The 26,387-nt window shown below is 63.3% G+C and carries 27 protein-coding genes and 1 tRNA gene; 21 read left to right on the forward strand and 7 right to left on the reverse strand.

Features of this window, described 5'->3' with window-relative positions:
* Nucleotides 1-23 precede the first annotated feature (23 nt).
* Nucleotides 24-1,019: an AraC family transcriptional regulator gene (locus AC1DW2_RS03065; RefSeq protein ID WP_477005210.1), complete on the reverse strand. Its 996-nt coding sequence runs from the start codon at nt 1,017-1,019 to the stop codon at nt 24-26.
* Nucleotides 1,020-1,148: 129 nt separating this feature from the next.
* Between AC1DW2_RS03065 and AC1DW2_RS03070 the strand changes: the two genes are divergently transcribed.
* The gene (locus AC1DW2_RS03070; RefSeq protein ID WP_477005211.1) at nt 1,149-1,685 is read left to right on the forward strand and encodes a carboxymuconolactone decarboxylase family protein; all 537 of its coding nucleotides are present in this window, start codon (nt 1,149-1,151) and stop codon (nt 1,683-1,685) included.
* Between the two features lie 45 nt (nt 1,686-1,730).
* A complete protein-coding gene (locus AC1DW2_RS03075) occupies nt 1,731-2,240 on the forward strand; it encodes a YkgB family protein (RefSeq protein ID WP_014498377.1) in 510 nt (169 codons plus the stop codon).
* Nucleotides 2,241-2,314: 74 nt separating this feature from the next.
* Here the strand turns inward: AC1DW2_RS03075 and AC1DW2_RS03080 are convergent, their stop codons facing one another.
* Entirely contained in the window at nt 2,315-3,457 is a 1,143-nt protein-coding gene (locus AC1DW2_RS03080; RefSeq protein WP_477005212.1) for a LysR family transcriptional regulator, read from the reverse strand.
* Here AC1DW2_RS03080 and AC1DW2_RS03085 point away from each other — a divergent pair.
* The 5 genes from AC1DW2_RS03085 (at nt 3,369) to AC1DW2_RS03105 (ending at nt 7,832) form a co-directional block, all read left to right on the forward strand.
* On the forward strand, nt 3,369-4,433 hold the full coding sequence (locus AC1DW2_RS03085) for an NADH:flavin oxidoreductase (protein WP_477005312.1): 1,065 nt from the start codon (nt 3,369-3,371) through the stop codon (nt 4,431-4,433). The genes AC1DW2_RS03080 and AC1DW2_RS03085 overlap by 89 nt on opposite strands.
* Before the next feature lie 595 nt (nt 4,434-5,028).
* Nucleotides 5,029-5,325, forward strand: coding sequence for a putative quinol monooxygenase (locus AC1DW2_RS03090; RefSeq protein ID WP_063980866.1), 297 nt, complete (start codon nt 5,029-5,031; stop codon nt 5,323-5,325).
* 113 nt (nt 5,326-5,438) lie between these two features.
* The gene (locus tag AC1DW2_RS03095) at nt 5,439-6,164 is read left to right on the forward strand and encodes an alpha/beta fold hydrolase (RefSeq protein WP_477005213.1); all 726 of its coding nucleotides are present in this window, start codon (nt 5,439-5,441) and stop codon (nt 6,162-6,164) included.
* A gap of 53 nt (nt 6,165-6,217) precedes the next feature.
* Nucleotides 6,218-7,144, forward strand: coding sequence for an MBL fold metallo-hydrolase (locus tag AC1DW2_RS03100; protein ID WP_477005214.1), 927 nt, complete (start codon nt 6,218-6,220; stop codon nt 7,142-7,144).
* A gap of 319 nt (nt 7,145-7,463) precedes the next feature.
* Nucleotides 7,464-7,832 (forward strand): hypothetical protein, encoded by a 369-nt coding sequence (locus tag AC1DW2_RS03105; RefSeq protein ID WP_477005215.1) that lies wholly within the window; start codon nt 7,464-7,466, stop codon nt 7,830-7,832.
* Between the two features lie 206 nt (nt 7,833-8,038).
* Here AC1DW2_RS03105 and AC1DW2_RS03110 read toward each other — a convergent pair whose 3' ends face one another.
* Nucleotides 8,039-8,791, reverse strand: coding sequence for an SDR family NAD(P)-dependent oxidoreductase (locus AC1DW2_RS03110; RefSeq protein ID WP_477005216.1), 753 nt, complete (start codon nt 8,789-8,791; stop codon nt 8,039-8,041).
* Between the two features lie 95 nt (nt 8,792-8,886).
* Between AC1DW2_RS03110 and AC1DW2_RS03115 the strand changes: the two genes are divergently transcribed.
* Nucleotides 8,887-9,198, forward strand: coding sequence for an ArsR/SmtB family transcription factor (locus AC1DW2_RS03115; RefSeq protein ID WP_028148917.1), 312 nt, complete (start codon nt 8,887-8,889; stop codon nt 9,196-9,198).
* Between the two features lie 192 nt (nt 9,199-9,390).
* On the opposite strand, the gene AC1DW2_RS03120 is transcribed toward AC1DW2_RS03115, so the two are convergent.
* Nucleotides 9,391-10,272 carry a PhzF family phenazine biosynthesis protein gene (locus AC1DW2_RS03120; RefSeq protein ID WP_477005217.1) on the reverse strand — a complete coding sequence of 294 codons (882 nt, stop codon included), beginning with the start codon at nt 10,270-10,272 and terminating at the stop codon, nt 9,391-9,393.
* A 263-nt stretch (nt 10,273-10,535) separates the two neighbouring features.
* On the opposite strand from AC1DW2_RS03120, the gene AC1DW2_RS03125 reads away from it, so the two are divergent.
* The 3 genes from AC1DW2_RS03125 to AC1DW2_RS03135 are packed head-to-tail and all read left to right on the forward strand — an operon-like array spanning nt 10,536 to nt 13,655.
* Entirely contained in the window at nt 10,536-11,585 is a 1,050-nt protein-coding gene (locus AC1DW2_RS03125) for a type III polyketide synthase (protein WP_477005218.1), read from the forward strand.
* Nucleotides 11,582-12,100, forward strand: a complete 519-nt coding sequence (locus tag AC1DW2_RS03130; protein WP_477005219.1) for an isoprenylcysteine carboxyl methyltransferase family protein — start codon at nt 11,582-11,584, stop codon at nt 12,098-12,100. The genes AC1DW2_RS03125 and AC1DW2_RS03130 overlap by 4 nt, the downstream gene beginning before the upstream one ends.
* A complete protein-coding gene (locus tag AC1DW2_RS03135; RefSeq protein WP_477005220.1) occupies nt 12,093-13,655 on the forward strand; it encodes a DHA2 family efflux MFS transporter permease subunit in 1,563 nt (520 codons plus the stop codon). Before AC1DW2_RS03130 ends, AC1DW2_RS03135 begins: the two co-directional genes overlap by 8 nt.
* Nucleotides 13,656-13,854: 199 nt before the next feature.
* Here AC1DW2_RS03135 and AC1DW2_RS03140 read toward each other — a convergent pair.
* Nucleotides 13,855-13,931, reverse strand: a tRNA-Met gene (locus AC1DW2_RS03140).
* A gap of 316 nt (nt 13,932-14,247) precedes the next feature.
* On the opposite strand from AC1DW2_RS03140, the gene AC1DW2_RS03145 reads away from it, so the two are divergent.
* From AC1DW2_RS03145 to AC1DW2_RS03160, 4 genes are all read left to right on the forward strand, one after another.
* Complete coding sequence (locus AC1DW2_RS03145) at nt 14,248-15,693, forward strand: coniferyl aldehyde dehydrogenase (protein WP_477005221.1); 1,446 nt, start codon at nt 14,248-14,250, stop codon at nt 15,691-15,693.
* Nucleotides 15,694-15,806: 113 nt separating this feature from the next.
* A complete protein-coding gene (locus AC1DW2_RS03150; RefSeq protein ID WP_477005222.1) occupies nt 15,807-17,405 on the forward strand; it encodes a GMC family oxidoreductase in 1,599 nt (532 codons plus the stop codon).
* Between the two features lie 105 nt (nt 17,406-17,510).
* Nucleotides 17,511-18,482: an HlyD family secretion protein gene (locus tag AC1DW2_RS03155; RefSeq protein ID WP_477005223.1), complete on the forward strand. Its 972-nt coding sequence runs from the start codon at nt 17,511-17,513 to the stop codon at nt 18,480-18,482.
* Nucleotides 18,479-19,567, forward strand: coding sequence for an FUSC family protein (locus tag AC1DW2_RS03160; RefSeq protein WP_477005224.1), 1,089 nt, complete (start codon nt 18,479-18,481; stop codon nt 19,565-19,567). Before AC1DW2_RS03155 ends, AC1DW2_RS03160 begins: the two co-directional genes overlap by 4 nt.
* A gap of 167 nt (nt 19,568-19,734) precedes the next feature.
* Here the strand turns inward: AC1DW2_RS03160 and AC1DW2_RS03165 are convergent, their stop codons facing one another.
* Nucleotides 19,735-20,496, reverse strand: coding sequence for an SDR family oxidoreductase (locus AC1DW2_RS03165; RefSeq protein WP_477005225.1), 762 nt, complete (start codon nt 20,494-20,496; stop codon nt 19,735-19,737).
* A 138-nt stretch (nt 20,497-20,634) separates the two neighbouring features.
* Here AC1DW2_RS03165 and AC1DW2_RS03170 point away from each other — a divergent pair, with 138 nt between their 5' ends.
* From AC1DW2_RS03170 to AC1DW2_RS03180, 3 genes are all read left to right on the forward strand, one after another.
* Nucleotides 20,635-21,147, forward strand: a complete 513-nt coding sequence (locus AC1DW2_RS03170; protein ID WP_477005226.1) for a CvpA family protein — start codon at nt 20,635-20,637, stop codon at nt 21,145-21,147.
* A gap of 184 nt (nt 21,148-21,331) precedes the next feature.
* Complete coding sequence (locus tag AC1DW2_RS03175; RefSeq protein ID WP_014498394.1) at nt 21,332-22,114, forward strand: SDR family oxidoreductase; 783 nt, start codon at nt 21,332-21,334, stop codon at nt 22,112-22,114.
* On the forward strand, nt 22,111-23,100 hold the full coding sequence (locus AC1DW2_RS03180; RefSeq protein ID WP_477005227.1) for an NADPH:quinone reductase: 990 nt from the start codon (nt 22,111-22,113) through the stop codon (nt 23,098-23,100). The genes AC1DW2_RS03175 and AC1DW2_RS03180 overlap by 4 nt, the downstream gene beginning before the upstream one ends.
* 4 nt (nt 23,101-23,104) lie before the next feature.
* Here the strand turns inward: AC1DW2_RS03180 and AC1DW2_RS03185 are convergent, their stop codons facing one another.
* Entirely contained in the window at nt 23,105-23,536 is a 432-nt protein-coding gene (locus AC1DW2_RS03185) for a DUF3775 domain-containing protein (RefSeq protein WP_477005228.1), read from the reverse strand.
* A 121-nt stretch (nt 23,537-23,657) separates the two neighbouring features.
* On the opposite strand from AC1DW2_RS03185, the gene AC1DW2_RS03190 reads away from it, so the two are divergent.
* From AC1DW2_RS03190 to AC1DW2_RS03200, 3 genes are all read left to right on the forward strand, one after another.
* Nucleotides 23,658-24,509 carry an MBL fold metallo-hydrolase gene (locus AC1DW2_RS03190; RefSeq protein WP_477005229.1) on the forward strand — a complete coding sequence of 284 codons (852 nt, stop codon included), beginning with the start codon at nt 23,658-23,660 and terminating at the stop codon, nt 24,507-24,509.
* Nucleotides 24,510-24,733: 224 nt separating this feature from the next.
* The gene (locus AC1DW2_RS03195) at nt 24,734-25,576 is read left to right on the forward strand and encodes a fumarylacetoacetate hydrolase family protein (protein ID WP_071916817.1); all 843 of its coding nucleotides are present in this window, start codon (nt 24,734-24,736) and stop codon (nt 25,574-25,576) included.
* Between the two features lie 185 nt (nt 25,577-25,761).
* Entirely contained in the window at nt 25,762-26,373 is a 612-nt protein-coding gene (locus AC1DW2_RS03200; protein ID WP_477005230.1) for a glutathione S-transferase family protein, read from the forward strand.
* Nucleotides 26,374-26,387 lie beyond the last annotated feature (14 nt).

A 26,387-nucleotide genomic window follows, 5' to 3' on the forward strand; every position in this document is an offset into this window, starting at 1 on the left:
CCGGCCACCTCACGCTCGCCTGCCTAGGCATTCTCACCAGCCGATGCCGTCTCTGCGCTCTTCGCCAGCTCCAGCTCGTCAATCGTCGCAGGCGTCTGCGCAGCCTTTCGCCATTGCGCGGGCGTGATGCCCATGTGGCTCTTGAACGCCCGCTGGAACGCCGCCTCGGACAGATATCCGACCGCTTCAGCCACCGCTCCGGTCGAGAGCGAGGATTTCCTCAGTTCGTTCGTTGCCAGCGTCATGCGGATGTCGGTCAGCAGTTCGCTGGGCGAACGTCCGACCTTCTCCTGGAATTGACGAGCGAGTGTCGCACGCGACATGTTGGCGAGCTGCGCGAGCTCGGGCAGCGTCCATGCGCGCGCGGGCGCATTGAACATGGCCGCAACGACCGGCGCGAGGCGTGGGTGACCTGCGAGCGCAAGCAGCCCGCGTGGCGCGTCCCCGGTCTCGCTGGCGAGGCGCAGCACGAGCGCGAACATCGCCATCGACAACGCGTTCAGCATCGCGCGGCCACCCAGCTGATCGTCTGCGGTCTCGCCGCGCATCAAGGCAACGAGACCCGCGAGCTGCCCCGCCGTGTCCCGCTCTCCGGCCTGCGCGCCGGCCCTCACGATCAGCACCGGCGGCAGATAGTTGCGCAGCAGCCGGTCGTGCGGCGGGGCGATCGAAAAATGTCCGCACAGCAGATCGAGCCGGGCGTCCGAGCCGGGATTCTCGCTGATCGTGAAGTTGAGTGACGCGCGGTTGCGGGCCTTCAGCGGCGCGGCTCCGCTGCCGTCGTGCATGACGTGCCGGGGGTTGCGCGGCAGCAGCAGAATGTCGCCGGCCTCCAGTAGCAACGGCCGGCCTCCCGCCGGATCGTCCAGCACCGCCGAGCCTGCGAGCACCGCATGGTACGGGATCTCGTTGACCTCGCCCGGCCCCTGCTCGATCCGCCAGGGCGCGCCGTAGGAGCAGCGCAGGTCCAGACGGCCGCGCACCGGCATCATCTCAAACAGCCGGCTCAGCCAATCCATCGTATTCACCTCTCAGCACGTCATTTGAGACGATTGAGCATATATACAAGCCTATCAAGCATTCAACATCTCACATCGCGACCCTACTGTCACTCCGCAATCGTTCACCACCCAACACGGAGTGCCACCATGTCCCGACTTTCCGTCCCGAACCTCGAAACTGACGCCGGCCCCTCCGGCCAGGTCTATGCCCAGATCAAGAAGGCCATCGGCAGCGTGCCGAACACCTTTGCGGCCATCGCCGCCCATGGCCCCGCTGCGCTCAAGGCCGTGCTCGCTGCCGACACTGTGCTCGCCTCCGGCGGACTGACCAAGTCCGACAAGGAGATCATCAAGCTCGTCATCAGCGAAGCCGCCGGCTGTGAATATTGTGTCGCCGCCCACAGCCATCTCGCAAAGCTCGTCGGCCTGGCGCCGGAGGTCCTGAAGCAGATCCGCGATGGCCGGCCCACCGGTGATGCCCAGCGCGATGCGCTGGTCGCTTTCGTCGACAAGCTTGCGCGCACCAGCGGCACCGTCAGCCACAAGGATTTCGTCGCGATCAAGGCCGCCGGCTACAGCGACGCGCAGCTCGTCGACATCAGCCTCGCCTTTGCCACCACCGTGTTCACCAACGTCTTCAACCGCATCAACGACACCGAGATCGACTTCCCGGCGGTCGCCTAACGCGACGGCCGCCACGTCGCTCATCTCACATCAGGGATCACGACCATGACCATGCTTGCCAACACCCACACTGCCCAAAATCCTCTCGTTCGCGCCCTGCAGGGATCCGGCCTACTCGCGGAAGATCTCGACTACCATGTCGTCCGCGCCTCGATGGTGATCATGTTCTTCTTCTTCGGTTACCAGAAGTGGTTTCCGTACGAATTCGAACGGTTGGTCCCGTTCATCAGCAACGGCCCATTGATCTGGTGGCTCTATCCCGTGTTCGGCCATGCCGGCGCCAGCTATTTCCTCGGCGTTTCCGAATGGACCTTCGGCGCGCTGCTGCTCGCGGGCTTCTGGAGCCACCGGCTTGGCGTGCTCGGCGCCCTCGGCTCGACCGGCACCTTCATCGCGACAGTCACCATCATTCCCTTCATGCCGGAGGGCTGGGACCTCGCCGCGGGAGGCTTCCCCGCGATGACGGGCAACGTGCCCTTCCTGATGAAGGACGTCGTGCTGCTCGCAGTCTCCTTCTATCTGCTAAGGCAGGATCTGGTTCGCCTGACGCGGTAACAGGTTGCACTCTGCCCAAGGCGACACGTCGCCGGCGAGCTTTCCCGCTCGCCGGCGATTGCACGTCGCGACGATCACGGCAGTGTGCCCGCAAGCAGCCGCTTTCGCAGAGCATCAATGAACGCTCTTACCCGGACCGGCATTTGCGCGCGAGTCAGGAAAACCGCCCATATCCCAAGCTCAACCGGCGCGGCATCCGCCAGAACGATCCGCTTCAACTCTCCGCGTTCAATCTGCTCGTAAACATCCCAATAGGTCATCATGGCGACCCCCACGCCCGCAAGACAAGCCGCTCGAACAGCGTCGACCGTGCTGGCCGACAGCGGGCCGGCGATCCGGATCTGCTCCAATTCACCTCCACGTACGAACGGCCAGGTCTCCATCGCATGAAGCTTGATGCAGGGGTGGCTCACCAGATCGCCCAGCGTTGCCGGTTCGCCGAAGCGAGCGATATAGGCTGGCGATGCGCAGAGGATGTAGGGATTGTCGGCGAGCCTTGTTGCGATCATGTCGGAAGGCTTCATCGGCGCAACGCGGATCGCAACGTCGAGACCCATCGAAGCGATGTCGACGCGATCGTCGCTCAGGACAAGATTGACCCGAAGCGCCGGGTTGTCCGCGATCAGCTTGGCCACGACGGGTACGATGACGGCATGGCCGATGACGTTCGGCGCGGTGACCTTGAGTACGCCTGAGAGGCCCGAGCCGGCGGACGACACGGACTCGAATGCTGAATCGCGGGCGGCTATCAGGGCGGCGGCGTGAGGCAAAAAGGCCTCGCCCTCAGGGGTGAGCGATAGCGAGCGCGTGGTCCGATGAAACAGACGCGCGCCCAGCTCAGCTTCGAGCGCTGCGAGCCTTCGACTGACCAACATCGGCGTTGTGCCCATCTCTCGCGCCGCAGCAGACAGGCTACCGGCGGTCACGATGCTGCGAAACAGGGCCACATCTGCGAAATCCATTTTATAACGATAATCGATAAAGTGCTTAGCTTCCAGCCGGGCTTCTGTCGGCTCACGGCGAGCTTTAAATCGATCTCCAGCAAGGGAGGCCACTCCCGAAGGTAAAGTCTCTGGAGATTCAAAAATGATGGACAGCGAAGCGAAGGCGCTTTTCACGCCAATCGATATAAACGGCCGTACCGCGAAGAACCGTCTTGCTGTTGCGCCAATGACGCGCATCACGGCGACCCAGGACGGCCGGGCTACCGAAACCATGACGCGATACTACGAGCGGTTCGCGCGAGGCGGGTTTGGAACGGTCATCACCGAAGGCATCTACACAGACCAGGCGTTCTCGCAGGGCTACGTCCATCAGCCCGGCATGACCGACGACGTGCAGGCCATGGCCTGGAAGCCGGTCGTCAACGGCATCAAGGCGCACGGAGCGGTGGCCATCGCCCAGATGATGCATGCCGGAGCGATCAGTCAAGGCAATCGCTTTCGCGACAGCACGGTGGGGCCGTCTGCCATTCAGCCCAAGGGCGAGCAGATGACATTCTATCACGGAAAGGACCGCTACGCGCTGCCGGCAGCCATCACGGAAGAGCAGATCGCCGACGCCATTGCCGGCTTCGCGGGCTCGGCTGCGCGAGCGATCCACGTCGCCGGGTTCGACGCCATCGAGATTCACGGCGCCAACGGCTACTTGCTCGACCAGTTCCTGACCGACTACGCCAACAGCAGAACCGATCGCTGGGGCGGCGCCACGGAGAACCGCGTGCGGCTAATCGTGGAAACCTTCAAGGCGGTGCGCGCGAAGGTCGGGAGCGCGGTGCCGGTCGGCGTCCGCATCTCGCAAGGCAAGGTGAACGACTATCATCACAAATGGGCGGGTGCGGAGCGTGACGCCGAAATCATCTTCGGCAGCCTCGGCGATGCCGGCGCCGACTTCGTCCATGTGACCGAGTTTGAGGCGTGGAAACCCGCTTTCGCCGAGGACGGCCCGTCATTGATGCGCCTCGCCAAGCGCTACGCCCCCAAAGCGACGATTTTCGCCAATGGCAGCCTGCACAACATCGAGCAGGCGGTGGCTGCGCTCGACGATGGCGCCGATGTCGTCACGATAGGCCGCGGGGCCTTGGCCAACCCCGACCTGCCCAAGCGTCTGTTGGACCGCAGTTCTCTGGATGAATTTGACCCTGCGATCCTCGGGCCCATCGCCGACATCAAGGACACCGAACTGATGATGTGAGCGCGTCCCGCGACGTCGATGCCGAGGGCCGACGCTCTGAAGATCGTGCACGCATCGAAAGGAACGATCATGACGGACGCGATCTCCGATGCCTCGGTGGCGTTGTCGCTCATGCTGGAAGCATTGCGCATGCTCGATGGGCCCGAGCATTCGAAGGCCGCGGCCCACCTTCGAGCGGCCATCGAGCAGCTATCGCCTCACACCGCGCAACAGTTGCTTCCACCTCTCGGTGGGACTCCGAGCAGGTCCTAAGTCGTAATCGGGCGCGTGACCGCGACGACCTCATTCATCGTTTCGGCACCGCTCATCTCACCGCACGAGCCGTGAAGACGGCAGGGCCGCGATGATCGAGACCACCAGTGATTTTGTAAAAACGACTTCTGATATGACGCTTATAAATTGCCAAATCCAATCTGGATCATGACTCGCAACCGAAGATGATACTTACTCTAAATAATTGAAATTACGTAGATATATTATTCGCTTCGATCACGGCAAAGCGAACCAACCCCACTCGTTCTTTGGTGTATTTTTATAAAAACGCATTTTATATAGAGACGTCCAACAGTCGGATGCAACCGAAAGGATCAATGGCATGGCCAAGTTCGCCTTCTTCGTCGAGTTGAAAGCCAATCGGGGCAAAGAAGCGGAAGTCGAAGCTTTCCTGAAGCAGGGCGCCGCGATGGCGAAGGCAGAGGCCGGAATAGCGGCGTGGTACGGGCTCAAGGAAGAGGAGCCGGGACGCTACGGAATCATCGACACGTTCAATGACGAAGTCGGACGAGACGCGCATTTGAACGGCGAACTTGCAAAGGCGCTGTTCGCGAAGGCAGGCGAGCTGTTTTCCGAAGCTCCCAAGGTGCACCGGCTTCACGTCATCGCCCAGAAATAGAGCGTCTTACCGAGGCTCTTCGTTGCAAGGCAGATGATGAGCTTGGGCGACGCGACTTAACGAACACTTCAACGACGCGACCTCCCCCTAATTCTCCTGAAAAAGGACTCACGATGAACCAGGAATCGCCCAAGCCCACTGTCGTCCTTGTGCACGGGGCCTTCGAAGACGCGTCGATCTGGAATGGAGTGATTGAGAGGCTGCAGCGCGACGGCTACCCGGTCGTCGCCTTCGGCAATCCGCTGCTGGGCCCGGCAATCGACACCGCGTACTTGCGCAGCCAGTTGGACAAGATCCAGGGGCCCGTGATCCTGGCGGCCCACTCCTATGGCGGGGCCGTCATCACGCAGGCCGGGGACGACCCCAAGGTCAAGGGCCTTGTCTACGCGGCCTCCATCATGCCCGCGGTCGGGGAGGCCGCAACCCATTTGCTCGAACGGTACCCCGGCAGCACATTCCCCACATCCGTCGAGCCGACCACGTACACCCTGCCCGACGGGACCAGCGGCACGTATCTCCTCTACCAGCCCGACAAGTTCCACAGCAACGTTGCCGCCGACGTGCCCGCGAGCGTGGCCGCCCTGATGCTCGCCGGTCAACGCCCCATGAACCTGGCGGCCCTGACCGAACCGCTGACATCCGCTGCATGGACGAGCAAGCCGAGCTGGCAAGTCAGGCCCCTGCAGGATCGCGCCATTCCGGTCGACGAATACAAGTTCGAAGCCGATCGCGCCCACGCTACCGTCATCGAGGTCAACGCTTCGCACGCCGTCCCCGTCTCCAACCCTGAAGTCGTGGCCGACGCAATCGAACAGGCCGCCCGCGCAGCAGCGAAGTAACGGCGTCCGCAAAGTGCGGTTGTTTGGCATCATTTAAACAGGAGGCCCATCCGATGACGCAGGACGGTGAGCAAGAAGCAACGCCGCCCTGGGATGCGGCTCGGGTCAACCTCACATCAAACGAACTGGCTCCCGGCGTTTTCGCGGTCATGCCTGACGACGTGTTCGAGAAAGACCACGTCGCCACCACGGCCGGCTTCGTGATCGGCGAACGCAGCGTACTCGTCGTCGAGTCAATGCTGAATGGCGAGCTCGCCTCGCAGCTTATCGGGCTCGTACGTCAAGTGACGTCGAAGCCGATCCGCTTCCTCGTCAACACCAGCTATCACGGTGACCATGCCTACGGGAATTACCTGTTCCCCGACAGCACTGTCGTGATTCAGCATCCGGCGACCAAGCGCTACATGGAAGAAAGCTTCGAGGACGATCGCCGTTTCATGATCAGCCTCATGGGTAAGGGGAAGGGCATCGAACGCGTGCAGGCACGCGCCGCTGACATCACTGTCCCCGACATGATCAGCGTCGATCTGGGCAGCCGCATCGTCGAGGTCCGTCACTTTGGGTTCGCGCAGACGCCAGGCGATTTGGTCATATGGGCGCCAGACGCGAAGGTGCTTTGGGTCGGTAACATGATCCAAGCACCGTCTCCGGCGCTTCCGTGGCTCCTCGAAGGGCGGCACAAGGAGACGATTACGACCCTTGCGCGCGTGCGCGACTTCCTGCCGGAAGACGCGACCATCATTCCCGGCCACGGGCGGCCGATGCGTCCCGCGGACATCGAATTCCCGCTTCGCTATCTTCGCGAGCTCGACAGCGCCGTGCGCACGGCGATCGCAGAAGGTCGATCGATCGAGGCCACGCTCGAGGCGGTCGCCATGGCGCACTACGGTGAGTACAGCCTGTTCGATTGGGCGCACAACTCCGTCAACGTGCCCGCCGCCTTCCGCCACCTGCAAGAGCCGGGCGGCGGATTGGCCTAGGGGAACACGCATCGGAATCGACCGCTAGCTTGAAGCATCTCGCCGCGTTTGCAAACCTATCGATGTAGCTGATGTTACATCGATTTTTCAATCGCATCGCCGGGAGAACGTCGGCACGCCGAAGTGTGCATGCAGCAGCGATCGAAGCGCTTGCTGTGCGCGTCACGTCATTGTCGGCTCGCAAGGCAACCCCTTTCGCTGATAGACACAGGGTCGGAGGCAGCTTTCGCCACGGAGCAGTCCGACTCGCTCCGAATCTTCCGGACCGCAAGTCGGGAAGCGACTGCGGATTGGTCGGCGCAAGGAAGTCTGCCCCCGTGTGGTCTTCGCCCTTTGGGCGATCAATTTGCGGGAGCGACCCTTGGCGAAAGGGTTACAGGAAGGGGAAATCAAGCAGGAGCTGCAAAATGGCGGGCACCTGCGCAATGTCCTCATCATCACCAAGACGATCGAGGGTATGGCCGAACACCTGGCCTATGTTCGGCCGAGCTGGCGACGCGAATTCCTGCCGCTGCGAACCTGGGGCGACAAGGAAGATCGTACCTACAAGGATCTGGATCGGCTGCTCGTGCTTCTCCGCGACGACTTCGGCTATCGGGGCTTCATTGGGCTCTACATGGATGGTGATCCCGATCTCGTGCGTTATCGCGCGCTTTCGGAAAGCGAAGAGACCGACGACAAGCCGTAAAGCTCGGATCCGACGGTGCCGCTGCCTCACTGCGAGGCTCGCGGTGACATCAGGACTCTCACCCGCAGATTAAAAATGGCTCGCTTGATGCGAGCCATTTTCTCATCGGGACCGGTGAAGTCCGAACGTGGCTGCGGGATACACTACCGCAACCATGCCGGGACGACGCCGTTCAGCGATTTCGGGCCGCCAGCGCACGTCGCGCGTCAGCGAAGGCCGCCGGTGACGTGAAGTGTCTCGCCCGTGACGTAGGAGGCTTCGTCCGAAGCGAAGAAGGCCACCGCGGCAGCGATCTCCTCAACCTTGCCGATGCGGCCGAGCGGGGTGGTGGATTCGATCCAGTTGCGCATGTCGCCCTCGTGCAGGCCGGCGGACACGACGCCTTCGGTGGCGATCATGCCCGGATTGACGGCGTTGACGCGGATCTTGCGCGGCGCAAGCTCCTTCGACAGCACGGAGGAGATCGCATCCACCGATGCCTTCGTCGCGGTGTAGACGGCGGTATTCGCCGGCGCGATGGTCGATACGCCGGAGCTGATGTTGATGATGCTGCCCCCATTGGGATTGAAGTGCTGCACCGCTTCCCCGGAAATCAAGAGAAGCCCGAGCACATTGAGGTCGAAATGCTTGTGGAAATGCTCAGGCGTGATGGCCTCGAGCGCCGCGAACTCGTAGATGCCCGCGTTGTTGACGAGGATGTCGATCGCACCGAACGCCTTCACGGTCTCGGCGACGACGCTTTTCACGTTTTTGGCATCGGCCAGGTTGCCGTGGACGGCGGCGGCTTTGCCACCCTTGGCGACGATGGCTGCGACCACGCGGTCGGCGGCCTCTTTGCTGGCGCTGTAGTTGACGGCAACCGCCGCACCCTCGGCCGCAAGCCGGGCGGAGATTTCGGCACCAATGCCTTTGGATGCGCCGGTCACGAGCGCAACTTTGCCTTCGAGTCTCTTGGTCATCGCATGTCTTCCGTTGTTCGGCGGGATGCCGATATTCAATCGTTCAATACTAGTGAACTATTGAATGAGTTCAAGGGACGTGCTATATTTTGGGCATGGTGCAGTTCGTTCACCCATCGCGGGACGAGATTACACTCGCCGGGGTGCTTGGAGCTCTCGCGGATCCGATGCGGCTGCGCATCGTCAAAAGCCTGGCCGCGCAAAACGACTGCATGTCGTGCACCGAGGCGGCGCCTTGCCCTGACATGGCGAAGTCGACCCTGTCGAACCATTTTCGGATCCTGCGGGAGGCCGGCCTGATCCGGACGTCAAAGCAAGGCGTCCAGCACCGCAACGTTTTGCGCGAAGAGGACATCAACGCGCGGTTTCCGAAACTGCTCAAGATGATCCTGAGCTTTCCAGACTGAGGGCATTCGCGCACGACTGATTTGTGGAGTGCGCAAGGGATCGGCTGATGTTGCCACCGGGCGTATCCCAAAACAAAAATGGCCCGCGCTTCCGTCCCGGCGCAGCGCGTTGCCCGGCGTTCGCGCCATGATCGATTTTCTGGCTACAGCGCCGAAGGCCCAGGTCTAGCGCGCCGTCTCTACGCCGACCTGCTAGGGCTGCAAGACATGTTGCTCCGCGCGCGTGACGGAGCCTCCAAGCAGGCAACCCACGGGCCGGCTGTCGGCGAAGCCAAGCCGCACCCGAATCTCGGACAACGACCCCATCGCCCGGCCCTGCATGATGGTGATCCGCGCGCTGTTGCGCTCGACCAAGCCGTTCTTGAGCAGTCCGAAGGCGAGCGCCGCGGCGGCAATGCCGGTGGCAGCATCTTCCGGGTAGCCTGATGACTTCGGAAACTGTCGCGCCTCGAAGCGCCGTTCGCCCTGATGTTCGACGGCGTAGGGGTAAAGTCCGGTGGACCCGATCCGCCCGCAGACCGCCTCGATCTGCGCCGGGTCCGCCACCAGCTCATTGAGCTCGCGGACGCCCTTGATCGGGATGAGCGTCTTCACGCGTGAGGTGACGGCGTTCTGCACCGGCATATCAAGCAGATCGCGGCGCGACAGCTTGAGCGTCGACAGAACGTCCTCCTCTTCGGCACGCGAGAGATCGACGACCTTGCCGACAGGCTGGCTGATCTCGACGGACGGTTCACCCGAGTCCACACGATCGACATAGCCCGTCACCGATCCGCTGCGTGTCTCGATGCGGACCTGTTCGCCTGGCAAGCGCCCCTTGGTCGCGAGGACCCAGAGCGCGCCGATGGTTGCGTGACCGCACATCTCCATCTCGTGTCGCGGAACCCAGAACCGGAAGGCAAAGTCGGCGTCGCCGCTGGGAGCCGGCAGGACGAAGCCCGACTCATGCCCGAAGTGCCGGGCCACCGACTGCATCCCCTCAGCAGTCAGGTTCGATGCATCGATGACAATTGGACAGGGGTTGCCGCCGCGCCCCGTGTGGGTGAACACGTTGACAAGGTCGATCTCGGTCATTGGACAGCTCACTTCTTGGAGTGCGCGACGGCGTCAACAATCGCGTTGGCAACAGTTTGATGGACCATGGTCAGATTCTGATGGCGCTCGAATGCCTCGCTGGGCGGAAGCGACAACCTCTGCATGTCGAATCCAAACCTGGGAAGTCGTAACGCTATTCAAGTTTTAGTGACATGTCCGGCTAGATCATTTCTTACAAGCGTCGAAATATTTGCACCGCGCCGATGTTTCTTATGCTGATGACAGCAACACCAGGATCCCCGATGCCTCCGACTGCGCTGGTCTCCCTGGCGACGTCGGTGCCTCCCCACGTGTTTTTGCAAGAGGACGTGCTGACGGCGGCATGGGATGTCTTCGGCGCCCGCTTTCCCGAATTCGAACGGTTCTCAAGCATTTTCTCGAATACCGGCATAGTCAAGCGTCACGGCGTCAAGCCGTTCGACTGGTATCTCGAACGACGAGGCTGGCCCGAACGCACCGAGGCCTTTCTCGAGGGAGCTGAAGCGTTATTTGTCGATGTCGCCGAGAAGGCGCTGGCGAGCGCGCAACTCGCTGGCGGCGATGTCGACACTGTCGTGACCGTCTCTTCCACGGGAATCGCGACACCAAGTCTCGAGGCGCGCGTTGCTCGCCGGATGGGCTTCCGGTCCGACACGATGCGTGTACCGGTGTTTGGTCTCGGCTGTGCGGGCGGGGTTTCGGGTCTATCGATTGCGTCGCGCCTCGCCCAAGCGCGCCCTGGCACCAACGTGCTGTTGGTCACGATCGAACTCTGCTCACTCGCACTTCGCCTGGACGAACTTACCAAAGCCAACATCGTCGCCGTCAGCCTGTTTGGCGACGGCGCTGCTGCAATCGTGTTGCGCGCGGGCGATGGCGGTGCGACGCAGATCGAGGCTGCCGGCGAACACCTTTGGCCGGATACGCTTGGCATTATGGGATGGAGTGTCGATCCGGAAGGATTCGGCGTTATCTTTCGTCGCACCATACCTGACTTCGTCACGAGGCATTTCAACTCCGCCGTGACCGAAATTCTCTCCAGAATGCGTCTTTCGGTGGAAGACATTGACCGGTTCATCTGCCATCCCGGCGGCGCGAAGGTTATCTGTGCATTGGAAGGCGCGCTCGCGCTCGACCAAGGAACGCTTTCCCATGAACGACAGATTATCGCCGACTTTGGTAACATGTCGTCACCCACTGTATTGTTCGTGCTTGAGCAGGCTCGCGCGAAAGGGCTGCCGGCGCGCTCACTGTTGACGGCGCTCGGACCCGGCTTCACCGCGAGCTGTGTCACGCTACGGCACACTGCGTGACGTTTGCTGAACTCATTCTCGGCGCCATCACACTGCAGCGCGTCGGCGAGCTCGTCATTTCGCGCGCCAACACTCGAAAGCTCCTGGCCCGCGGCGCCGTCGAGGTGGCCCCCCGGCATTATCCGTTGATCATCATGGTTCATGCCGCCTGGCTGTTGTCGCTGTGGGTGTTCGGCCGCGACCAACCGGTGAATGTCGTTGCCCTGGCCGGCTATCTTATCCTTCAGTGCCTTCGCTTCTGGATCATCTGGACGCTCGGCTCACGATGGACGACGCGGATTATTGTTCTGCCCGAACAGCCGCTCGTGTCAGCGGGACCCTATCGATTTCTGTCGCATCCCAACTATGCCGTGGTTGCCGGCGAGATCGCCGTGCTCCCTTTGGTTCTGGGTCTGCCGCTGCTGGCCATCGTCTTCACCATCCTCAACGCCGCGGTTCTCGCGATCCGCATACGGGCCGAAAACCTCGCCCTCGCCGCATCCCGTGAGACATTGTGCGTGGCGCATAATGACTGAACGGGTTACCGAGCCGAGTGCAGCTACGTGGCTTGGCTTCGTCCTGATGTGCCTCGGCATGTTCATGGCGATCCTCGACATTCAGGTCGTCGCCACTTCGCTACCCACGATCCAGAGTACACTCGCCATATCGCGAGAGGCGATGAGCTGGATTCAAACCGCGTATCTGATCGCCGAGATCATCGCCATTCCACTGACCGGGTGGCTTACGCGCGTTCTGACGCTGCGATGGCTGTTCGTTATTGCGATCAGCCTCTTTACCCTTGCCTCCATCGGCTGCGCGTTCAGCAGCAGTTTTACGACGCTTGTAAGCTTCCGCGTGCTTCAGGGTTTCGCTGGCGGCGTGCTGATTCCGGCGGTTTTTTCCGCTGTCTTCCTGCTGTTTCCGATCCGTTTGCATCCCGTTGCCACCACCATGGCCGGCATTATGGCCGTGCTGGCGCCCACGGTCGGGCCGGTGGTCGGTGGCTGGATCACCGACACCTGGTCCTGGCATTGGCTGTTTCTGATCAATGTCGCTCCCGGGGTGGTCGCCGCACTCGCCACGCCAATGCTGCTGCCGCGCGAACGACCCCGGCTTTCTGATCTGGCTACACTCGACGTGCCGTCTCTCGGACTTCTTGCGGTTTCGCTTGCATGCCTGGAGATCGGTCTGAAGGAAGGCCCGCAACGCGGGTGGCTTTCTCCATTCTGCTCCATCCTGATCGTCTTGAGTGCTGCCGCGGCAACCGTCTTCGCCATCCGAACACTCAGGGCCGCGCATCCGGTGGTCGAACTGTCGACATTTAGATCGCGCTCGTTTGCGATCGGTTGCGCATTGAGCTTCTTCCTCGGAGTTGGATTGTTCGGCTCGGTCTATCTCATGCCGGTCTTCCTCGCTTATGTTCGACATCATGACGCATTTGAAATCGGCACGATCATGCTCGTCACCGGCGTTGCGCAGCTTGCCACCGCGCCGATTGCGGGCCTGCTGGAAAGCAGGTTTGATCCCCGTTGGTTGTCGGCGGCGGGGTTTGGTCTGTTCGCGATCGGGCTGGGTTGCAGTGCATTCGAGAGCCGTGTCGCCGACTTCCAAGAAATGTTCTGGCCGCAAGTCTTGCGCGGCGTTGCGATCATGTTTTGCCTGCTGCCTCCGACCCGGCTGGCGTTGGGTTCGCTGACCGCATCACGGGTACCCGACGCAAGCGGCCTGTTCAACCTGATGCGAAACCTCGGGGGCGCAATCGGCATCGCGCTGATCGATACGATCCTTTACGGGCGCACCGGCGGGCATGCCGACGCTTTGCGCGAGCGCCTGATTGCGGGCGATGTGACTGCGGCTCAGGCGATCGGGCTTGACGTCACGCTGTTTACCCACCGCCCTCCGCAGGTCTCCGATGCCACGGTTGAAGCCTATCTGCGTCCCATGGTCGAAAAGGCCGCGTTCGCGCTCAGCGCCAACGAAGCCTGGGCCCTCCTCGCTTGCGTGGCGCTGCTCGGACTGTTGCTCATTCCGTTCGCGGCCGGTCCCTTGGAAGGCGCTGATGAGAATTCAGGTGATGGCGCACTCAATTGAGCGGTGAATAGAGATCGCAATTGCCGCGGCGCCCGGCCTAACCAGCGAAGTTCGGCGTGGTTCGCTTACCTATCTGAGGAAGGCCGCACTGACCGAGGGACTCGTCGTGACCTGAGACGGTAGGTGCCCGCCCCACCAAACAAAAATGGCCCGCGTGATGCGGGCCATTTTCGTATCGGAACCGGTAAAAGTCCGAACTTGGTTGCGGGGATAGGATTTGAACCTATGACCTTCAGGTTATGAGCCTGACGAGCTACCGGGCTGCTCCACCCCGCGTTAAACCGTCGCTTTGCCTTGGCCAAGATGCCGGGGACGGTGGATGAAGTGGCCGGCGCTGTTCGCGTGGCTTGCTTCGTCCGTCCCAAAGGCTTCCTTGGAAGGCAACCCCGGGGCAAAGCCCCTCGGGTGCGAGGCGTATGTACCAACCCGGGCTGCCTTTGGAAAGGGCTGTGAGGACGTTTTTTTCGACTTTATGACAGTGAGTTGGGCCGATTTCCGGCCCGTTTGGTGCGCTCTTGCCAGAAGTTCCACAAAGGGCCAGCTTGCGGGCAACAAAACGTGGGGGGCCAACGCCATTTTCGGGAGGAACGCCATGGACCAGCCCCTGGATAAGTCCCCGGCGGGCGCCCCGCTTCGGGCCCTCAACGAGGCCTTCCACGCCATGGTTGCGCGGGCGCGCGCCGAGCCTGCACCTGACCTGGTCGAGCGGCTCGACCGGCTGGCGCGGCTGCGCACTGTCGTCGCCGACAACGAGGAGCGTTTCCGGCAGGCGATCTCGGCCGATTTCGGCCACCGCTCGGCCGTCGAGACCACCATCGCCGAGACGATGCTGGTGTTCTCCGAGATCCGGCATGCGACCAAGCACCTGAAGAGCTGGATGGCGCCGCAGCGCGTGGCCACCGCGCTGCAATTCCTGCCCGCGCGCAACCGGCTGATCCCGCAGCCGCTCGGCGTCGTCGGCATCATCGCACCCTGGAATTATCCGCTCCAGCTCACGCTCGCGCCCGCGATCGGCGCGATCGCCGCCGGCAACCGGGTCATCATCAAGCCGAGCGAACAGGTAGCGCACTTCTCGGCACTGCTGAAGGAGACAATCGCGCAAAAATTCGATGCCACCGAGGTGCTCGTCACCGGCATCGAGAACGAGATCGCAAAAGCCTTCGCGAGCCTGCCGTTCGACCATCTCGTCTTCACCGGCTCGACCCGGGTCGGCCGGCTGGTCGCGGAGGCCGCCGGGCGCAATCTCACGCCCGTAACGCTCGAACTTGGCGGCAAGTCGCCGGCGATCATCGACGCCTCCGCCGATCTCGAGGAGGCGGCCGAGCGCATCGCCTACGGAAAGCTGCTCAATGCCGGGCAGACCTGCATCGCGCCGGACTATGTGCTGGTGCCTGAGCGCTCGTTGCAGGCCTTCGCCGAAAAAGTGCGCGCGCAGATGCGGCGCATGTTCGGCACCGATCCGGCCAACAAGGACTACACCTCCGTCATCTCCGACCGGCACTATGCGCGGCTGGAAAATCTCGTCGCGGACGCCGCCCAGCGCGGCGCAAAGATTTTGCAACCGGCGAAGGCGGACGACCCGAACTGGAAAGCACACCGCAAATTCCCGCCGACGCTGATCGTCGGCGCGACCGAGGCGATGGCGGTGATGCAGGAGGAGATTTTCGGCCCCGTTCTGCCGGTGCTGGGCTATCGCGATCCGGCGGAGGCGATCGCTTTCGTCAACGCCCGCGACCGGCCGCTCGCGCTCTACTGGTTCGGCAAGGATCGCGCCGCCCGCGACGACGTGCTGTCGCGCACGATCTCCGGCGGCGTCACCGTCAACGACTGCCTGTTCCACTTCGCGCAAGCCAACCAGCCGATGGGCGGCGTCGGCGCATCCGGCACCGGCGCCTATCACGGCGAATGGGGCTTTCGCACGTTCAGCAAACTGAAGCCGGTGTTTTATCGCTCCAAGTTCAACCGCCTCGCCGACCTCTATCCGCCCTACGGCGGCAAGATCGCGCGGCTGGAGAAGTTGATGCGGTTCATGTCGTAGCTTTCAGTCATTGCGAGCGAAGCGAAGCAATCCAGAATCCCGCCGCGGGGACAGTCTGGATTGCTTCGCTTCGCTCGCAATGACGAGAAGAAAATGCAGAGGGGGAAACATCAGTGACTGACACATTCGACTTCGTCGTCGTGGGCGCGGGCTCCGGCGGCTGCGCGGTGGCGGGGCGGCTGTCGGAGGATCCGGCGACATCCGTGGCGCTGCTCGATGCCGGCGGACGGAACGACAATTGGCGGATCACCACGCCATTCGGGCTTGCCCTGCCGTACAGCGCGGCCAATTGGGCCTTCGATACCGTGCCGCAGAAGGGATTGAACGGCCGTATCGGCTATCAACCGCGTGGCAAGGGCCTCGGCGGGTCCTCGGCGATCAACGCCATGGTCTATATCCGCGGTCATCGCGCCGACTACGACCACTGGGCCTCGCTCGGCAATGCCGGCTGGTCGTACGCCGACGTGCTGCCCTATTTCAAGCGCTCGGAGAACAATTCCGATTTCGACGGCGAGTATCACGGCAAGGGCGGCCCGCTGCATGTCAACAGGCTGCGCTCGGACAATCCGATCCATGACGTCTTCCACCAGGCGGCGCGCGAAGCGCAGTTCCGCATCCGCGAGGACTTCAACGCCGAGGACCATGAAGGGCTCGGCAGCTACCAGGTGACGCAGCACCATGGCGAGCGCTGGAGCGCGGCACGCGCCTATCTGCATCCCCACATGGACAAGCGCGCGAATCTGCGCGTCGAGACGGGGGCGCAGGCCACGAAAATCCTGTTCGAAGGCGGGCGCGCGGTCGGCATCGAATATGTGCAGGGCAAGCAGACGAAGCAGCTGCGCGCCCGCCGCGAGGTGATCCTCGCCGGCGGCGCCTTCCAGTCACCGCAATTGCTGATGCTGTCGGGTGTCGGCGATGGCGATGCGCTTCGTACGCACGGCCTCGGCGTCACGCATCATCTGCCGGGCGTCGGGCGCAATCTGCAGGACCATCCGGATTTCGTGTTCGTCTATGCTTCCGACTATCCGCACTTCGTTCATTCATCGCTCGGCCGGTTGCCATCCCTGCTCCGCGCCATCCAGCGGTATCGCCGCGAGCGACGCGGCCTGATGACCACCAATTTCGCCGAGTGTGGCGGCTTCCTGAAGACCAGGCCCGACCTCGCCGTGCCAGACATCCAGCTGCACTTCGTCATCGCGATGCTCGACGACCACGGCCGCAAGAAGCACAAGGAGGCGGGCTTCTCGTGCCATGTCTGCCTGCTCAGACCGAAGAGCCGCGGCAGCGTCTGGCTGAAAAGCGCCGATCCGCTCGCTGCACCCATGATCGATCCGAACTTTCTGGGCGAGGCGGAAGATCTCGAGTCGATGGTCGCGGGCTTCAAGACCACGCGGCGGCTGATGGAGACGCCCGCGCTGCGCGCGTTGCAGAAGAAGGACATGTTCACGTCGGATGTAAGAACGGACGACGACATCCGCGCCATCCTGCGCAATCGCGTCGACACCGTCTATCACCCCGTCGGCACCTGCAAGATGGGCACCGATGCGATGTCGGTGGTCGATCCGAAGCTGAAGGTGCATGGCATCGAGGGCTTGCGCGTCGTCGACGCCTCGATCATGCCGACGTTGATCGGTGGCAACACCAACGCGCCGACGATTATGATCGGGGAGAAGGCGGCGGATATGATCAGGGCGGAGATGCGGACAAACTAGCGGTGCGGCACGAACAGGACTTTTCGAGCTGCAACCGGCCAGGATAGACTGCTCATCTAGCCCGGAGAAGTTGATGCCCGCCGCTGCCTCGGAGTTTTGCCTGACATGACGCGTGGACGACGGGTAGGACTTGCGGCAGCGATCGCGCTGGCGCTTTTCGTTGCCTATGAGGTGATATCGTCGTTCGTCGCCTTCACCGACGACGCCTATGTTCAGTCCGATCTGGTCGCGCTCGCGCCTCAGGTGACTGGGCGCATCATTGCCGTACATGTCGCCGACAATCAGGATGTGGCCGAGGGCGACCTGCTTGCCAGCATCGATCCCGTACCTTTCCAGTTGGCCCTGGATCAGCGGCGTGCCGATCTTGCCGAGGCCCGCGCGCAGATCGCCTCCGACCAGCACCGGATCGCATCGGCACGGGACGCGTTGGCGGCGGCGAGCTCGGCCGCGGATTTTGCGAGCGAAAACGAAAAGCGCCTGACGACGCTCGCCTCGGCCCAGGATGTCTCCCGCGTCGCCCTCGACCAGGCGAACGATACGCTGCGACGCGCGAATGCGGCACGCGACGCCGCACAGGAGTCGGTCGCGGCGACGGAGGCCACGCTATCCATGCATCAAGCGAGCCACGCCCGCGCCAATTCGGCGCTGGCGCTCGCAGAATGGCAGCTCGCCCGCACCAAGCTGGTCGCACCAACCAGCGGCACAGTCACGTCGCTCAGCCTGCGCGTGGGCGACACTGCACAGGCCGATGTGCCGCTGATCGGCATCGTCGATGCCCGCGCCTGGCGCATCGTCGCCAACTTCAAGGAAAGCTACATCCGCGGCTTTGCCGTCGGCAGCACGGCCTGGGTGTCGCTGGACTCAAATCCCTGGCATCTACGCCGTGCCAAGGTGACCGGCATTGCTCGTGGCATCAGCCGCGAACCCGTGCCCAATCGCCTCCTCAACTACGTGGCGCCGACCACTGACTGGATCCGCCTCAAGCGCCGCTTTCCGGTGACGCTGACGCTGGTCGATCCGCCACCCGACCTGAGACTCTATATGGGTGCCGACGCCAGGGTGGTCGTGCTGCCATGAGCGGGGCCGCGACGAGAGCGATCTCTGCATTGCGGCGGGAGTTGCTGGAGATCGATCTGGCCGACCCACGCGGCCATCATTGCAGCCGAGTTGCACTGGCCGTCACGCTGGCCGTGATCGTGGCGCTTGTGCTGCGGGTGGACGCACCATGGTGGGCGGCGATCAGTGCCTTCGTCTCGACGCAGGTGACGGCGCCCTCTTCCTTGCGTCGCGGCGCCCTGCGCATCGTCGGTACGGCGATCGGTGCCGCTGCAGGCCTGCTCTTGAGCCCGTGGCTGATCGAGGACCAGGTTGCACTGAGCCTCGCACTGTTCATCGCAAGCAGCATCGGCGTGCTCGGCCTGCAAGTCAGTCGCCACGGCTATGCCTGGCTGCTCGGCGCCGTCACGGCCGACATGGTGCTGCTCGCAACGCTCGACGATCCGACCTCGGCGCTGTCAGTCGCCTGCAACCGTACTGCCGAGGTGACGATCGGCACTCTCGCCGCCATTCTGGTCTCGCACCTGCTATCGCCGCGCGAGGATCATGCGCCGCCACGTGCGCGGGCGCCGGGCTGGTCCGACCTTCTCGGCGCGCAATGGGCCTCGACCCAGCACGCAATGCGCGCGGGCCTTGGTGTGATGCTGGTGCCGCTGGCATGGAGCTGGCTGCAATTGCCGAGCTTCTCGCAGGCCGCGATCACGGTCGCGGCCGTGATGGCCGTGCCGGCAATATCCGACGACGATGCTGCGAATCGCGAGAAGATCGCGGCCCGTGGCACGCATCGCATCCTCGGCTGCCTGATCGGCGGCCTCGCCGGCCTCGCGGTGCTGATCGCCTCGTTCGAAAACTTCCTGCCCTGGCTTGCCGCGCTTGCCATCGGGGTCTGGGTCGGTGCGCATGTCCAGGCGAGCGCGCGCGATATCGGCTATGTCGGCACACAGGGCGCGGTCGTCTTCATCATGACGATGGTGCAGGGATCAGGGCCGCCGTCCAGCATCATTCCCGGCATCGAGCGCCTTGCCGGTATCACCGGCGGGCTGCTGATCGTCGAGATCGTGGCTATCCTGCTAACGCCCTCGGCTAGGAACGCTGAAACAAGATAATGCGGTAGCTCTTCTCCCTCTCCCCGTTCTTACGGGGAGAGGGTTGGGGTGAAGGGCTATCTCGGCAAAAACGGTGATAGCTGGACTCGCGGAGACTCCCTCTCACCCGGAATTTGCTCTCGCAAACTCCGGCCTCTCCCCGCTTGCGGGGAGAGGCGAAGTCGGGCTCAATTCAGCAGGAAACCACCATCGACAGTGATGACACTCCCCGTCATGTACCGCGACGCCCGTGACGCCAGCAGCAGGATCGCGCCGTCGAGATCGGACTCGGCGCCGACGCGGCGCTGCGGGATGCGTTTGGCCAATCGCTCGCCCGCGGGCGTCGACCAGAAGGCGTGATTCATTTCCGTGTCGATATAGCCGGGCGCCAGCGCGTTGATCCGGATGTTTTGGCCTGCGAGCTCCAGCGCCATCGCCCTGGTCGCCTGGAGGATGCCGGCCTTGGAGATCGCATAGGGCGACACCGCCTTCAGCACGCCGGTGCCGAGCACGGAAGCGATGTTGACGATGTTGCCTTCCTGCTTGCGCGCGATCATGCGGCGCGCGACTTCGGTCGCGAGGAAATAAGCGCCTTTCAAATTGGCGCCGATCACGGCGTCCCAATCGGACTCGGTCTGCTCGGTCGCGAGCTTCTCGATGGCGATGCCGGCATTGTTGATCAGCACCGTGATCGGACCGAGCGCGGCTTCCGTGGCATCCACGGCCTTGGCGATCGATGACATGTCCGTGACGTCGAGCGCGACCGCGGCAGCGCGGCCGCCCTTGCCGCGGATCTCCTCCTCAAGGCTCTTCAGCTTGTCGGTCTGCCGCGCGGCGAGCGCGACAGCCGCGCCATGGGCCGCCAGAACCCGGGCAAATTGCCGCCCCAGCCCCTGGCTCGCGCCCGTCACTAGGATGGTTTCTTGACTGACGTCGAATAAGTCTGACATGACGCTTGCCTTGAGTGTTTTCCCTGAGCTTTGGAGCCACCAATACAGACGATTTTAACGATCTGAAACCGGAATGATCGGTCCGGCGTTCATTCGTTCCATCGACGCAAGCGTTCCATCGAGGCAGGCCTGACGCTCATGAACAGTTTCGATCTCGCGGTCTATGCGGCACTCGTCGTCGCGATCGGCTTCGGTTTCAGGACTGGCCTGCTCGGCAGCGCCATGACCATCCTCGCCTATCTCCTGGCCGCTCCCATCGCCGTCGGACTGATGCCGCTGATCGTGCCGCAGGTCGCGAGCAATCCGAACGCGCCGCTGCTGCAAAACTGGATCTGGTTCTTCGGCATCTTCTTGGTCGTCGGCATGCTCCTTGGTTATATCGGCCGCCTGGCGCTGAACGACACGATACGCGAAGCCGGGATCGGCGACCGGCTCGCCGGCGCCGCACTCGGCGCCGTCAGGGTCGGCCTCGTCGCCACCACCCTGGTGCTGGTGTTCGACCAGATCGTGCCGGCCAACCGCCAGCCGCCGTTCCTCGCCGGTTCGCATCTGCGGCCGCTGTTCTCGGCGGCCGGCAAGATGGGCTTCAAGACATTGCCGCCGGAGGCCGCGGCCGCGATCGACCGCCTCAAGCAGGAACGGCGCATCTAGCTTATTGTCTGGGCATGATCTTTTCGGAAAACCGCTGCACACTTTTCCGGATCATGCCCGCACATTTGCATCGCCGCGCGACCGCGCCATGCATTTTGACGCGGCCCCCTCCCTTATCAGCGGCGCCACGATTGGCTAGAGTGCGGCCCGTCTAAAACCTGCCTGACATTACGGGAGTGAAACAGTGGATCTTGGGATCAAAGGTCGCCGCGCCATCGTCTGCGCATCCAGCAAGGGCCTCGGCCGCGCCTGCGCCATCTCGCTGGCGGAAGCCGGCGTTGACGTCACGCTGACCGCGCGCGGCGCCGAAGCCCTGAAGAAGACGGCCGACGACATCCGCAAGGCCTATCCGGGCGTGAAGGTCACCGAAATCGTCGGCGACATCACGACGCCTGCCGGCCGCGAGGCCGTGCTGAAGGCCTGCCCAGAGCCGGACATCTTGATCAACAATGCCGGCGGCCCGCCGCCCGGCGATTTCCGCAACTGGACCCGCGACGACTGGATCAAGGCGATCGACGCCAACATGCTCACGCCCATCGAGCTGATCAAGTCGACCGTCGACGGCATGATGGCGCGCAAGTTCGGCCGCATCGTCAACATCACCTCGGCGGCGGTGAAGGCGCCGATCGACATCCTCGGCCTCTCCAACGGCGCGCGCGCCGGCCTCACCGGCTTCATCGCCGGCCTGTCGCGCAAGACCGTGATCAACAACGTCACCATCAACGGCCTGTTGCCGGGTCCGTTCGAGACCGACCGCCTGACCGGCACCGCAAAGGCCGAGGCCGACAAGCGCGGCACGACGCCGGAGCAGATCCTGGCCGAGCGAGCAAAACTCAACCCGGCCGGCCGCTTCGGCCAGCCTGACGAGTTCGGCTATGCCTGCGCCTTCCTCTGCGGCGCCAAGGCCGGCTTCATCACGGGCCAGAATATCTTGCTCGACGGCGGCGCCTTCCCCGGAACGCTGTGAGAGCAGTCTGGTACGAGCAAACAGGACCGGCGGCGGATGTCCTCACCTATGGTGAGATGGCGACGCCGGTCGCTGGCCCAGGCGAAGTTCGCATTCGCCTGGAGGCCTCCGGCGTCAATCCGGCCGATGTCGGCCGGCGCGGCGGCAGCTATCGCGCGATGGAATTTTCGCGCGTCATTCCGAACAGCGACGGCACGGGTTTCGTCGACCAGATCGGCGACGGCGTAACGCGCTTCAGGGTCGGCGACCGGGTCTGGCTGTTCAACGGCCAGCGCAACGGCCGCGCCTTCGGCACGGCGGCCGAATATATCGCGCTCGCCGAGCAGCTGGTGACGCCGCTGCCGGATCATCTTTCCTTTGCGGAAGGCGCAACGCTCGGCATCCCCGCGATGACCGCATGGTGCAGCCTGTTTGCGGATGGGCCGATCGTCGGCAAGACCGTGCTCGTCACCGGCGGCGCCGGCGCGGTTGGCCATTATGCCGTGCAGCTTGCCAAATGGGGCGGCGCGCAGGTGATCGCGACAGTCAGTTCGGCGACGAAGGGCGAGCAGGCCCGGCGCGCGGGCGCCGAACTCGTGGTCAATTACAGGGACGAGGACGTCGTTGCCAAGGCGATGGCGTTCACCGGCGGACGAGGTGTCGATCGCGTGGTCGATGTCGATTTCGGCGGCAACATCGCGACGACGTTGAAGCTGATGGCGCTCAATTCGACGATCGCCGTCTACGCCACCAACGGCAACCGCACACCCACGGTGCCGATGCGCGAACTGATGGAGAAGTGCATCACGCTCCGCACGCTGGTGCTGTTCGCGCTACCGCCCACGTTGCTTGCGGCGGCGCAGGCCGACATCACGAAATGGCTGGCGGCTGGGCCGCGCATTCACAACGTAGCGGCGCAGTTCGCGCTGTCGGACACGGCGCAGGCGCATCTCGCGGTCGAGAAGGGTGACAAGCTCGGCACCGTGATCGTCGACTGCGCGCGATGACGACTTAGGATACCGGCGTGGTCCGCTCGTCGGTCCAGTCGATGCCGAGCTCGTCCATGCCGTCGGCGAGGAGATCGCCCAGCATCGGCTCGCCCAGCAGATATTGCACCGTCTCGCGGCGCGGGTTCTTGTATTCACCGCGCGCCTCGGCAGCGCGGGCACGCAGATCGTCCCACTCCTCCACTTCGCCATCGCCGCGGCCAAGCCACATCAGCGTGATGAGGTCGAGCTGCTCGTCCTCGTTCAGCGCGCGGATGAAACCGGACAGCTCGGCTGCGACCGGGTCGGAATTGGTGTCCTCGAGCACGTCGATCTCGTCATCATCAGAGGGATTGGAGCCCGAGTCGGGGTCGGACGCCGCCTCCTTGACGTCGAATTCGCGGGCCTTCTCGATGATGAAGGCGACCTTCTCGGCGGAAATGGCAAGCTCTGGCATCGTCGCTCTCTCTGGCTGTCTCGGGGTTCCCCCGATAACGCAACATCGCGACAGATGATCCATTGCGTTCGACGGCGGAAGGCCGCATCTTTCGCGAAAGCAAGAAAATTGGGATCGCCGCATGCCGTGGACCGTGGGCAAGGTCAAAATCACCAAGATCGTGGAAATGGAGACGGTCGGCTCGACCCGCTTCATCCTGCCGGCCGCAACCAATGACGAGATCCAGAAGCTGCCCTGGCTGATCCCGCATTTCGCCACCGAGGAGGGCCGGCTGAAAATGTCGATCCACTCGTTGGTGGTGGAGACGCCGACGCGCCGCATCGTGGTCGACACTGGCCTTGGCAACGACAAGCAGGGCCGCGGTGTCCCGGTCTGGAATAACCGCAGCACGCCGTTTCTGGAGACCATGACGGAAGCAGGCTTTCCCCCTGACAGCATCGACACCGTGCTGTGCACGCATCTTCATGTCGACCATGTCGGCTGGAATACGAGGCTCGTCGATGGCAAATGGGTGCCGACTTTCCCCAGGGCGCGCTACCTGTTCGGCAAGACCGAGTATGAATATTGGCGCGACTATACGGCCGAGCCGGACAAGGTCGCGGTGTTCAACGATTCCGTGAAGCCGGTCGTCGATGCGGGCCTGGTCGAGGTGATCCCGAGCGACCACCGGCTCTGCGAGGAGATCAGCGTGATCCCGACCCCCGGCCACAGCCCCGGGCACATGAGCGTCCTGATCGAATCCGGCGGCGAACAAGGGTTGCTCAGCGGCGACGTCGCCCATCACCCCTGCCAGATGGCGCATCTCGGCTGGTGCTCGGTCGTCGACACCAATACCGCCCAATCGGCCGCGTCGCGGTACAAGGTGTTCTCGCGCTTTGCCGATACCCCGACGCTGGTGATCGGCGGCCATTTCTCGGCCGGGCACATCAAGCGGGACGGGAATGCGTTCAAATTTGTGGCGCTGCAATCGTAGGGTGGGCAAAGCCACCGGGTCGCGCGAATGCGCGCCCGATGACAGGCTCCGCGTGCCCACCATACCGGGCCATCAAAAAGAATTGGTGGGCACGGCGCTCCGCGCCTTTGCCCACCCTACAAAGGAAGGGCTGCAATGCGCCCCGTTTTGAGCGGTTGAATTTCCCGCCGCCCTGTTCCATGAAGCTATTTAACCGATCGGTCCATCTCCAGGGAGAAACGAGAATGAAGCTTGTTCGTTATGGCGAAAAGGGTGCGGAAAAGCCTGGCCTGATCGACAAATCCGGCCAATTGCGCGATCTGTCGGCGCATGTGAAGGACCTGACCGGCGAGGCCTATTCGCCGGAATCCCTGAAGAAGCTGGCGGGCCTTGACCCGGCCTCCCTGCCCGCCGTCTCCGGCAAGCCGCGCTTCGGCGCGCCCGTCACCGGCATCTCGAAATTCGTCGCCATCGGCCTCAACTACAGCGACCACGCCAAGGAAACCGGCGCCGCGATCCCGACCGAGCCGATCATCTTCATGAAGGCCAACACCTCGCTGTCCGGTCCGAACGACGCGGTCGAGAAGCCGCGCGGCTCGACCAAGCTCGACTGGGAAGTCGAGATCGCCGCCATCATCGGCACCCGCGCCAAGTATGTCTCTGAAGCCGATGCGCTGAACTACGTCGCCGGCTATTGCGTCTGCAACGACGTCTCCGAGCGCGCCTTCCAGACGGAGCGTCTGGGTCAGTGGACCAAGGGCAAGTCGCACGACACCTTCGGCCCGGTCGGCCCGTGGCTCGCCACCAAGGACGAGATCAAGGACGTGCAGAACCTGTCGATGTGGCTCGACGTCAACGGCCAGCGCCGCCAGACCGGCTCGACCCAGACCATGATCTTCTCCATGGCCAAATGCGTCTCCTACGTGTCGCAGTTCATGACCTTGCTGCCGGGCGACATCATCACCACCGGCACCCCGCCCGGCGTCGGTCTCGGCATGAAGCCGCCGACCTTCCTCAATGTCGGCGACGTCGTCACGCTCGGCATCGAGGGCCTCGGCGAGCAGCGCCAGGAGATCGTGGCGGCGTAAGCTTCCACCCTCATCCTGAGGAGCGCGCAACGTGCGCGTCTCGAAGGATGCGCCAAGAATACAGTCACCCGACGTTCGCGCCGGGTGACGCAAGAACACCTCCCGTTGTCCATCCTTCGAGACGCGCGCCAAGCTGCGCGCTCCTCAGGATGCGGACCGCCTGTCTGGATAGAGGTTATTTCCCCATGAAACTCTCCTTCTCTGCCGCCTCGCCCTTCGCCCGCAAGGTGCGTATCGCCGCGATCGAGCTCGGGCTGATCGACAAGATCGAGCTGACGCCCGCGACCGTCGCGCCGGGCACGGTCAACGAGGACTATTCGCGCATCACGCCGCTGAAGAAGCTGCCGGTGCTGATCACCAATGAGGGCGACGTCATTCTGGATTCCTACGTGATCGTCGAATATCTCAACGAGATGGCCGGCGGCAGCCTGATCCCCGATTACGGCCCGCGGCGCTGGAAGGCCAAGACCGATCACTCCCTGATCAACGGCATGCTCGATTCCATGCTGCTGTGCCGCTACGAGAAGATGGTGCGGCCGCAGGGCCTGCAATGGCAGGCGTGGTCGGACGACCATTGGAACCGGGCCTGGACCGGCATGGCGCGCTTCGAGAACATGCCCGAAGTTTTGAACGGCCCGTTCGACATCTCGCAGATCGGCCTCGTCTGCGTGCTCGGCTATGCCGACTTCCGCTTCGCCGATTGCGGTTGGCGCAAGGCCTATCCGAAACTCGACGCCTTCCACCAGAAGATGCTGGAGCGCCCCTCGGTCAAGATCTCGGTGCCGCCGGCGGCGTAAACTAGGCTGCGGGG

It is taken from the genome of Bradyrhizobium sp. P3_C3 (assembly GCF_056402655.1).